General features: G+C 73.9%; 9 protein-coding genes. 6 read left to right on the forward strand and 3 right to left on the reverse strand.

Annotated features, from left to right (window positions below; genetic code table 11):
• On the forward strand, positions 1 to 132 hold the full coding sequence (locus AB0N29_RS01450; protein WP_302270114.1) for a hypothetical protein: 132 nt from the start codon (positions 1 to 3) through the stop codon (positions 130 to 132).
• A gap of 74 nt (positions 133 to 206) precedes the next feature.
• On the opposite strand, the gene AB0N29_RS01455 is transcribed toward AB0N29_RS01450, so the two are convergent.
• Positions 207 to 701 carry a DUF2505 domain-containing protein gene (locus AB0N29_RS01455; RefSeq protein ID WP_302270115.1) on the reverse strand — a complete coding sequence of 165 codons (495 nt, stop codon included), beginning with the start codon at positions 699 to 701 and terminating at the stop codon, positions 207 to 209.
• Complete coding sequence (locus AB0N29_RS01460) at positions 701 to 1,180, reverse strand: DUF2505 domain-containing protein (RefSeq protein ID WP_302270116.1); 480 nt, start codon at positions 1,178 to 1,180, stop codon at positions 701 to 703. The genes AB0N29_RS01455 and AB0N29_RS01460 overlap by 1 nt, the downstream gene beginning before the upstream one ends.
• A 72-nt stretch (positions 1,181 to 1,252) precedes the next feature.
• Here AB0N29_RS01460 and AB0N29_RS01465 point away from each other — a divergent pair, with 72 nt between their 5' ends.
• The 5 genes from AB0N29_RS01465 to AB0N29_RS01485 all read left to right on the forward strand — a co-directional run bounded on the left by AB0N29_RS01465 (position 1,253) and on the right by AB0N29_RS01485 (position 9,245).
• The gene (locus tag AB0N29_RS01465; protein WP_364865417.1) at positions 1,253 to 6,151 is read left to right on the forward strand and encodes an NAD-glutamate dehydrogenase; all 4,899 of its coding nucleotides are present in this window, start codon (positions 1,253 to 1,255) and stop codon (positions 6,149 to 6,151) included.
• A 125-nt stretch (positions 6,152 to 6,276) separates the two neighbouring features.
• Positions 6,277 to 6,795, forward strand: coding sequence for a SigE family RNA polymerase sigma factor (locus tag AB0N29_RS01470; protein WP_364863510.1), 519 nt, complete (start codon positions 6,277 to 6,279; stop codon positions 6,793 to 6,795).
• Positions 6,792 to 7,901 carry a hypothetical protein gene (locus AB0N29_RS01475; RefSeq protein WP_364863512.1) on the forward strand — a complete coding sequence of 370 codons (1,110 nt, stop codon included), beginning with the start codon at positions 6,792 to 6,794 and terminating at the stop codon, positions 7,899 to 7,901. Before AB0N29_RS01470 ends, AB0N29_RS01475 begins: the two co-directional genes overlap by 4 nt.
• 55 nt (positions 7,902 to 7,956) lie before the next feature.
• Positions 7,957 to 8,508, forward strand: coding sequence for a hypothetical protein (locus tag AB0N29_RS01480; protein ID WP_364863514.1), 552 nt, complete (start codon positions 7,957 to 7,959; stop codon positions 8,506 to 8,508).
• Positions 8,505 to 9,245, forward strand: coding sequence for a glycosyltransferase family A protein (locus tag AB0N29_RS01485; RefSeq protein ID WP_364863516.1), 741 nt, complete (start codon positions 8,505 to 8,507; stop codon positions 9,243 to 9,245). The genes AB0N29_RS01480 and AB0N29_RS01485 overlap by 4 nt, the downstream gene beginning before the upstream one ends.
• Positions 9,246 to 9,385: 140 nt before the next feature.
• Here AB0N29_RS01485 and AB0N29_RS01490 read toward each other — a convergent pair whose 3' ends face one another.
• A complete protein-coding gene (locus AB0N29_RS01490) occupies positions 9,386 to 10,294 on the reverse strand; it encodes a prenyltransferase (protein WP_302270125.1) in 909 nt (302 codons plus the stop codon).

The raw sequence follows: 10,294 nt of genomic DNA on the forward strand, positions 1-10,294 counted from the left end.
GTGGTCCCGCTGCACCTCGGCGCCCTCCACCCGATGGAGCAGGTGCTGACCCTCGTGCTCGCCTTCGGGCCGTTCCTCGTGCTCGGCGTGGTCATCGTGCTGCGCCGGCGCCAGGAGGACGACGAGGACTGACCCCCGGCGGGCTGCTTCCCGGGGCAGTCCTGCAGCCGACCGGCCACGCCGGCGCCGGGCCCGGCCACGCCGGCTCAGCGCGCGAGGTACTCCCGGCCGACGGTGTTCTCCACCTTCAGCGACTTCAGCAGCATGTCGGCGACGAGCGACTCGATCTTGCCCGCGACGAGCGGGATGCGGACGGTGATCGTGAGCTCGACGTGCTCGGTGGTGTGGCCGGCCTCGTCGAGCAGGCGGATGCTGCCGGACATCTCGCCGGGCTTGCCGGGGATGGTGACCTTGACGTCGCAGTCGGTGGGGGAGGTCCAGGTCTCCTCCTGGATGATCTCGATCTCGTCGCCGACCAGCTTCTTGGCGAACGACGGGATGCCGTCGGCGCTCTGCCACTGCTGGATGCGGACGGTCGCACCGGTGGTGAGGTCGCCCGCGGCCGGCTCGACGGTCACGTGCTGGCGCAGCACGCCGGACCGGACGCAGACCTCCTCGCGGAACGACGCGTCGGTGAGCATGGCGTAGACAGCGCTCGCGGGCGCGTCGTACGTCAGGTCGTGGGTGATCTGCTTGGCCATCAGGCCCCCTTCAGGTACGCGGTACCGACGACGTGCTCGGCGTCGAGCCCGGCGACGATCTTCTCCGACATCAGCTTCTCCAGCCTGCCGCCGACCAGCGGGACCTTGACCTTGACGTCGAGCTCCACCACCTCGCGGGTGGTCGAGCCCTCCGGGCGCAGGGTCACGGTCCCGGTGACGGTCGTCGGCTTGCCGGGTGCCTCGATGCGCACCGTGCCCCCGGTGGTGTCGGACCAATCCTCGTGCTGGACCGCGCGGGTCGTCTCCCCGGCGAAGGTCCGCGCGAAGGACGGCAGGTCGTCCGTGCGCTGCACCTGGTCGACGGTGAGGGTGAACCCGCCACCGGTCCGCTCCAGGGTCACCTCGGCGGAGACCACGCCCATGGCCGTGCACACCGCCTCGCGGAACGCCGGGTCCGCGAGCATCGCGAAGACCGCCTGCGGCGGCGCGTCGTACACCAGGTCGTGACGGAGCCTCATGGCGCTCATCATGCCGCCCCACCCGCGCGGTTGAGGGGGCGTCCACGACGGCCTAGGGTCACCGAGGTGTCAATGGCGACGCAGGACCGGGACAAGGCCGAGCTCATCGGCAGGGCGATCGAGCTGGCGCGGACGGGGCGCGGGAGCGGGGGACCACCCCACGACAGCGTCGAGGGACTGCTGCGGGCCTACTACCGCCACGTCGCGGCCGAGGACGTCCTGGACCGCACCGAGGTCGACGTGTACGGCGCGCTCGCGTCGCACCACCGGCTCGCCGCGGACCGGCCGCAGGGCCGGGCCGCGATCCGGGTCACCACGCCGACGGTGGCCGACCAGGGCTGGTCGGCGGCCGGTCACTCGGTGGTGGAGGTGGTCGTCGACGACATGCCGTTCCTCGTCGACTCCCTGACCATGGAGCTCTCCCGCCAGCTGCGCGACGTCCACGTCGTGATCCACCCGCTCTTCGACGTCGTCCGCGACGTCACCGGGGCCCTGCAGTCCGTCGTCCCCGTCGAGGACGGGGCCAAGGAGCCGGCGCCGGGGGCGGTGCGGGAGTCCTGGATGCACGTCGAGGTCGACCGCGTCGCCGACGACGAGGACACCGCCAGGATCGAGGAGGACCTCCGGCGGGTCCTGGAGGACGTCCGCGAGGCGGTCGAGGACTGGACCAAGATGCACGACCGGGTCCGCGAGATCGTCGCCGACCTCGAGGAGCAGCCCCCGCCGCTGGACCCCGAGGAGGTGCGCCAGGGCCGCGAGCTGCTGACCTGGCTGGCCGACGAGCACTTCACCTTCCTCGGCTACCGCGAGTACCACCTCGAGGAGCGCGACGGCCACGACCACCTGCGCGCCGACCCCGGCACCGGGCTCGGCATCCTGCGGTTCGACCCGCCGCAGTCCGAGGAGTCCGGACGGCTGCCCGAGCGGGTGCGCGCCAAGGCGCGCGAGGAGACGCTGCTGGTGCTGACCAAGGCCAACTCGCGCTCCACGGTCCACCGCCCGGCGTACCTCGACTACGTCGGCGTCAAGACGTTCGACGAGTCCGGCCGGGTGGTCGGCGAGCGCCGGTTCCTCGGGCTGTTCTCCAGCGCGGCGTACACCGAGTCGCTCATGCGGATCCCGCTGCTGCGCGAGAAGGCCGCCGAGGTGCTCGCCCGGTCCGGCTTCGACCCGCTCAGCCACGACGGCAAGGCGCTCCTCGACACCCTCGAGACCTATCCGCGCGACGAGCTCTTCCACACGCCGGTCGACGAGCTCGCCCCGATCGCGGAGGCCGCGATGCAGGCGCGCGAGCGGCGCGCGGTGCGGATGTTCGCGCGGCTCGACACCTACGGCCGCTACGTCTCGGTCCTCGTCTACCTCCCGCGCGACCGGTACAACACCGCGGTCCGTGAACGGTTCGCCGCGATCCTCGCCGAGCGGCTCGGCGGCGGGTCCACCGAGTTCACGGTCCGGATCGGGGAGTCGACCACCGCGCGGGTGCACTTCGTGGTCCACCTGCCCGCGGGCGCGGCGACCACCGAGATCGACGCCGCGGACCTCGAGAAGCGCCTCGCCGACGCGAGCCGCAGCTGGCGCGACGACTTCCTGACCGCGGTGCACGCGGAGTACGGCGAGGAGGCCGGCGCCGCGCTCGGGCGGAGGTACGTCGAGTCCTTCCCCGAGGCCTACAAGGAGGACTTCGCCCCGCGCACGGCAGCGATCGACCTCGGCCGGCTCGAGGCGATCCCGGGCGAGGAGGGCATCGACCTCTCCCTGCACGAGCAGGTCGACGCCGCGCCGGGGGAGGGGCGGCTCAAGGTGTTCCGGATCGGCGAGCCGCTCTCGCTCTCGAGCGTGCTGCCGATGCTGTCCTCGCTCGGTGTGGAGGTGGTCGACGAGCGGCCCTACGAGCTCACGGGGTTGGAGCGCCGCTCGTTCGTCTACGAGTTCGGCCTGCGCCACGGCCACGAGCTGCCGCCGCACGCGCGGGAGCTGGTGCAGGACACGTTGCGCGCGGTGTGGGACGGCTACAACGAGACCGACGGCTTCAACGCGCTCGTGCTGGCGGCGGGGCTGACCTGGCGCCAGGCGTCGGTGCTGCGCGCCTACGCCCGCTACATGCGCCAGGGCGGTTCGCCGTTCGCGCTCAGCTCCATCGCCGGGGCGCTGGTCGCCAACGTCGACATCACCCGGCTGCTGGTCCGGCTCTTCGAGACCCGGTTCGACCCCGCGCTCGAGCACACCGACGGGGGCGAGGACGTGAGCGAGGACGGGCGCGACCGCGACGCACGCCAGGCGGAGCTGCGCGAGGAGGTGCTGCGCGCGCTGGACGAGGTGGCCAGCCTCGACCACGACCGCATCCTGCGCTCGTACCTGACCCACGTCGGCGCGACGCTGAGGACCAACTACTTCCGGCCGGCCGACGACTTGCCCGGCGGCGCGCCGCGGCGCTACCTCTCCCTCAAGGTCGACCCCTCGCAGATCCCCGACCTCCCCGCACCGCGGCCCCGCTTCGAGATCTTCGTGCACTCGCCCCGGGTCGAGGGCGTGCACCTGCGGTTCGGGTCGGTCGCCCGCGGCGGGCTGCGCTGGTCCGACCGCCGCGACGACTTCCGCACCGAGGTGCTCGGCCTGGTCAAGGCGCAGATGGTCAAGAACACCGTCATCGTGCCGGTCGGTGCGAAGGGCGGGTTCTACTGCAAGCAGCTGCCCGACGCCCGCGACCGCGAGGCGTGGCTGGCCGAGGGCGTCGACTGCTACCGGACGTTCATCCGGGGCCTGCTCGACGTGACCGACAACCTCGTCGACGGGGAGACCGTGCCGGCGCCGCACGTCGTGCGCCACGACGGCGACGACACCTACCTGGTGGTGGCGGCGGACAAGGGCACGGCGACGTTCTCCGACATCGCCAACGGGGTCGCGCACGACTACGGGTTCTGGCTCGGCGACGCCTTCGCCAGCGGCGGGTCGGTCGGCTACGACCACAAGGCGATGGGCATCACCGCGCGCGGCGCGTGGGTCTCGGTGCAGCGGCACTTCCGCGAGCGCGGGATCGACAGCCAGGCCGAGGACTTCACCGCCGTCGGGATCGGCGACATGTCCGGCGACGTCTTCGGCAACGGGATGCTCTGCTCCCAGCACATCCGGCTGGTGGCGGCCTTCGACCACCGCGACATCTTCGTCGACCCCGACCCCGACGCGGCCACGTCGTACGCCGAGCGCAGGCGGATCTTCGAGCTGCCCCGCTCGAGCTGGCAGGACTACGACGCCTCGCTGATCTCCGAGGGCGGCGGCGTGTGGTCGCGGTCGGCGAAGTCGGTGCCGGTCTCCCCGCAGGTACGCCGCGCACTCGGCCTGCCCGACGACGTCGAGCGGCTCGCGCCCAACGACCTGATGCGGGCGATCCTCCGGGCGCCGGTCGACCTGCTGTGGAACGGCGGCATCGGCACCTACGTCAAGGCCTCCGACGAGCCGCACGCCGCGGCCGGCGACAAGGCCAACGACGCCATCCGGGTGGACGGCCGCGACCTGCGCGCGCAGTGCGTGGGGGAGGGCGGCAACCTGGGGCTGACCCAGGCCGGCCGGATCGAGTACGCCCGCTTCGGTCTCGGCGGCACGGGCGGCCGGATCAACACCGACTTCATCGACAACTCCGCCGGCGTCGACACCTCCGACCACGAGGTCAACATCAAGATCCTGCTCGACCGCGTCGTGCGGGACGGCGACCTGACGACCAAGCAGCGCAACGCGGTGCTGGCCGAGATGACCGACGAGGTCGCCGAGCTGGTCCTGCGCGACAACTACGAGCAGAACCTGGCGCTCGCCAACGCCGCCGCCCACGCCCCGTCGCTGCTGCACGTGCACGAGGAGTGGATGCGGCGGCTGGAGGGCGAGGGCGTCCTGCAGCGGGAGGTCGAGGGCCTGCCGTCCCGCGCGGAGGTGCGTCGCCGGCTCGACCGGCACGAGGGCCTGACCGCGCCCGAGCTGGCGGTGCTGCTGTCGTGGACGAAGATCGTCCTGGCCGACCAGCTCCTCGCCTCCGACCTGCCCGACGACCCCTACCTCGAGCTGGACCTGCGCTCCTACTTCCCCCAGCCGGTGCGGGAGGGGTTCGGCGAGCAGGTCGAGGCCCACCCGCTGCGCCGGGAGATCATCGTGACCCAGGTCGTCAACGACCTGGTCAACGGCGCCGGGATGACGTTCGTGCCGCGGCTGGCGGGGGAGACCGGTGCCGGCGCGGCCGACCTGACCCGGGCCAACTTCGTCGCGCGGGAGGTCTTCGCCTCGCTCCCGCTCCGGCTGGAGCTGCAGGGCTACGACAACCGGATCGACGCGGCCGTCCAGACCCGGATGCGGATCGAGATGCGCACCCTGGTCGAGCGGGCCACCCGGTGGCTGATCACGCACCGCCGGCCGCCGCTGGACAGCCAGGCGACGGTCGAGGAGTTCCGCGGCCCGGTGCAGGCGGTCGTCGCCCGGCTGCCGGAGCTGATGACCGGCCGGGAGCTCGCCGCGTGGGAGCAGCGCCGCGACCGGCTGGTGCGCGACGGCGTCCCCGAGGACCTCGCCGAGCGGGTGGCGGTGCTGTCGCCGGCGTACGCCGTGCTGGGGATCGTGGAGACCGCTGCCCGCGAGGGCCTGGACGCCACCGACGTCGCGCGGGTCCACTTCACCCTCGGCGAGCGGCTGGGCCTCTCGGCCGTGCTCGAGCGGATCGTCGCCCTGCCGCGGCAGGACCGCTGGCAGACGATGGCCCGCGCCGCGCTGCGCGAGGACCTCCACTCCGTCCACGCCCAGCTCACCGCGCAGGTGCTCCGCACGACCTCCGCCGAGGAGCCGGCACCCGCCCGGGTCGCGGCCTGGGAGGAGGCGGACGGCACCCTCGTCGGACGGGCCGCGGCCACCCTCGACGAGATCTGCGCCGACGAGGGCGCGGACCTGGCCCGGCTCTCGGTCGGGCTCCGGGTCGTCCGCGGCCTGGTGGGCTGACCTGGTGGGCTGACCGGAATCTCGCGGGACGGGGCAACCCCGACCCGTGCTCGGAGCATCTGCAGGGAGTGAGCAGCACGACGGGCGGGCCTGCCGCGGAGGTGGTGGCAGCCGAGGGAGGCCGGGTGGACGGCAGCGACGCGTCGTACGACGAGTTCTTCCGAGCCTCCTGGCCGCGCCTGTACCGCACGACGCTGTTCGTCGCCGGTGACGCCGCGGCCGCTGAGGACGCCCTGCAGTCGGCCTTCGCCAAGGCGTACGCGGGATGGCGGCGGGTCGCCGCGGCCGACGATCCCGAGGCGTACGTCCGGCGGATGGCGGTCAACGAGGTGCTCGGGTCCCGACGGCATGGCTGGGGCCGGCGCGAGCGGCCGCACGAGCGGGTGGAGCCGCTCGGCGACCGGGCGCCGGGGGCGGGGCTGGAGACCGCCGTCGTCCTGCGCGACCGGCTCTGGACGGCGGTGCTCGAGCTACCGCCGCGGCAGCGGGCGGTGGTGGTGCTGCGCTACTACGAGGACCTCTCGGAGGCCGCCATCGCCGAGGTCCTCGGCTGTTCCCGCGGCACGGTGAAGTCCCAGGCGTCCAAGGCCCTCGCCCACCTGCGCCGCGAGAGCGCCGACCTGCGGAACGGAGACGAGGCATGAGCGGCGACCTGCCGGACCAGCCGGTGCTGAGCGACCTGCTGGAGGAGCGGCTGGGGTCGCTCTCGCCCCCGGCCGGTGACCCCGGGCGCGCGAAGGAGGCGGGGCGCCGGTTGCGGCGGCGCCGTGCCGCCGTGCGCTCCGGCGCCGCCGTCGTGCTCGCCTCGGCGGTGGTCGCCGGAGGGGTCGCCATCGGCCTGGACGGCGGGGACGGCGGGGGTGACGAGGGCCGCGACGTCGTCCCGCTCGGAAGGCTCGACTTCGACGAGGGGCTGCGGGCCTACGCCGACCCGGGCGTCGAGGTGCACCTCGGGGGCCGGACCTTTCCGGCCGACGACCTGGGAAGGATCGACGTGGACGGCGCCGCGACGCCGTTCGGGCTGGTCTACTACGACGGCGGGGTGCCGATGCTCCTCGGCGAGGACGGGCGCACCGGCGCGCTCGAGCCGGGGGCGGAGCGGGCCGGCGGGCCCGTGCCGACGGCGAAGGCGGACAGCGCGAAACCCTTCGTGGCGTACGGCGCCGTGCTCGCGGGGCGGCGAACCGTCCTGGTCCGCGACCTCGCCGCCGATCGGCGGGTGGCCGCCCTGGACGTCGAGGACCGCCCCGGCCTGGCGGTGGACGCGCTCGACGACGGCGTCGTCGTCCTGCGCGACGAGGACGGCACCACCGTGTGGGACACCGCGACCGGTGCCGAGCAGCGGCTGGCCGGGGCAGGCACGCGGGTCGCGGACCTGCGCAACGGCGTACTGCTCTACGACGGACCGCCGCCCGACGGGCCGGCCGCCGCCGACTACCGGCTCGTCCCCGGGGCCGTCGACGCCCAGCTGACCTTCGACGGCGCCCACGTCCTGTCCTGGTCCAGCACGCTCCGGCCGACCGCTCAGGGCGGGGCGCCGCTGGTGCTCGACGAGGGAGCGACCGGGCCGGGTCCGCAGTACGGCTGGTGGGCGGTCGACACCGACGGGTCGGTCCTGACCGCGGTGCCGGACCGGCGGGGGCAGGGCGTCCGGGTCCACGACTGCGACGTCCCCTCGGGCCGGTGCGTCGATCTTGGGCGGTTGCGGGCGTTGAGCGGGGACCCGCAGTTCATCGGCGTCGACGGGTGAGGTGAGAGGAGTCCTCGTCCGCGGGTGACGGGGAGCGCCCCCTAGGCTCACGGGCGTGAACGTGGTGGCGGCGGACGGGGTGCGGGTCGCCGCGTTCGTGAGCCTGGTGGTCGGCCTCGCGGCGTACGGCGGGATCGCGGGGGCGGTGTTCTTCCTCGTGCTCGGCGGGACGATGGTGCCGCGGGCGGTCTCCGCGCCGGCGGCGCTCGACGTGACCTACAGCCTGACGATCCTCGTCGCGGCCTGGGCGGCGGTCCTCGACTGGTACCTCGCCGTCCCGTGGCTCGACGTCGTCGTGCACGCCGCCGCGACCGGCCTGATCGCGGCGCTCGTGCAGTTCGTCCTCGTGCGCCTCGGCATCGCGTCCGCGGTCGACGCCCACCTGCGGTTCCCGCGCACCGCGGTCACCGTGATGACGGCCGCCACCGGCACGACGCTGGCCCTCGTCTGGGAGTTCGGCGAGTGGTACGGGCACACGTTCCTCGACAGCCGGATCCAGGTCGGGTACGACGACACGCTGGGCGACCTGGCCGCCGGGATGGTCGGCGCGCTGGTCGCCGGGGTGCTGCTCGGCAGCGGGCTGCTGCTGCGCGGGGCGCGCCGGTGAGGGCCGCTGCGGGGCGCCCGAGCGTCAGCGTGGTGATCCCTGCCCGCGACGACGCCCCCGCGCTGCGCCGGTGCCTGGAGCTGCTGGCCCACCAGAGCGTCGCGCCGCTCGAGGTCGTGGTGGTCGACAACGGCTCGACCGACGACACCGCCGCGGTCGCCCGCGAGCTCGGCGCTCGTGTCGTCGAGGAGCCGGCGGTGGGCATCCCGCCCGCGGCCGCCCGGGGGTACGACGCCGCCTCGGGCGACGTCATCGCCCGGCTCGACGCGGACTCCCGGCCCGGTCCCCGCTGGGTCGAGCGGGTGGCGCGGCGGATGAGCGACCCGGGGCTCGACGCGGCCACCGGCGTCGGCGCCTTCCACGACCTGCCGTGGGGGGTCCGCCACGTCGCGGCCGCGGCGTACCTCGGCGCCTACTACCTGCTCACCCACCTCGCGCTGGGCCACACCGCACTCTGGGGGTCGAGCATGGCGGTGCGCCGCTCCACCTGGGAGGCCGTGCGGGCCGACGTCCACCGCGACGACCCCGACCTGCACGACGACATGGACCTCGCCTTCGTGCTCGGACCGAACCGCCGGATCCGGCTGGACCCGATGCTCGCGGTCGGCGTCTCCGGCCGCAGCCTGCGCGGCAGCGCCCAGCTCCGCCGGCGGTTCGCCCGCGCCCGCCGCACGATCGAGGTCAACTGGGCCGTGCAGCCGCCGTGGCTGCGGTGGCGTGACCGGTTCTCGCGGTGAGCGGCGGGAGTTTCATCGGCCGACCGGGAGCTTCAGCGGCCAGCCGATGAAGCTGTCGCTGGGACGCTGGAACTTCATCGGCCAACCGACAGTTCCAGCGGCCAGCCGATGAAACGTCACCCGGCCGGCCGCCCGGCACCTCAGCGCAGCGCGATGAAGATGAACAGCTGGGTGACGAGGAACCCGGTGACGTAGTTGAGCCACAGGAAGCGCCGCCAGCCGGCGTTGGCGCCCTCGCAGGTCTCGTCGGTGACGCGGAGGAACGGCGCGACGTTCGCGACGTACGGCAGGACGAGCAGCGCGGCGAGCGCGCCGGGCCAGCCGCAGGCGAGCAGGACGAGGCCGGAGGCGACGTACGCCGCGAGCGCGAACCACACCGTGCCGCGGGCGCCGATGACGGTGCCGATCGAGGCGATGCCGCCGGCGCGGTCGGCGGTGACGTCCTGGACGGCGCCGAAGGCGTGCGAGCCGATGCCCCAGAGGAAGAACCCCACGACCGCGGCGACGGTGGTGGTGTCGGCGGGGGCGTCGGCCAGCGCGAGGCCCAGGACCGCCGGGCTGGTGAAGTGCGTGCTGGAGGTGAGGGAGTCGAGGAACGGCCGCTCCTTGAAGCGCAGCACCGGCGCGGAGTACGCCACAACCGCGAAGACGCTCACGGCCAGCACCACCGCGGACAGGCCGTCGCCGACGGCGAGCAGGTAGGCGACGAACGGGACGTTGCTGGCGATCGCCAGGGTGATGGTGAGCCGGTGCACCGACCGGTCGAGCACGACCCCCTCCACGCCGCCCTTCCGCGGGTTGCGGATGTCGGACTCGTAGTCGAAGACGTCGTTCACGCCGTACATCAGCAGGTTGTACGGCACCAGGAACCACAGCGCGCCGAGGACCAGGACGAGGTCGACGCCGCCGCCGGCGAGGAGGTACGCCGCGGCGAACGGGTAGGCGGTGTTGACCCAGGAGAGCGGACGGGAGGACGCGAGGACCTGGCCCAGCAGCGGGAGCGGTCCCCGGCGGGGCTGGTGGTGGCCGGCGGGCACGGTGGCGGTCAC

Source organism: Nocardioides sp. NPDC092400 (genome assembly GCF_040684155.1).
GTDB lineage: Bacteria > Actinomycetota > Actinomycetes > Propionibacteriales > Nocardioidaceae > Nocardioides.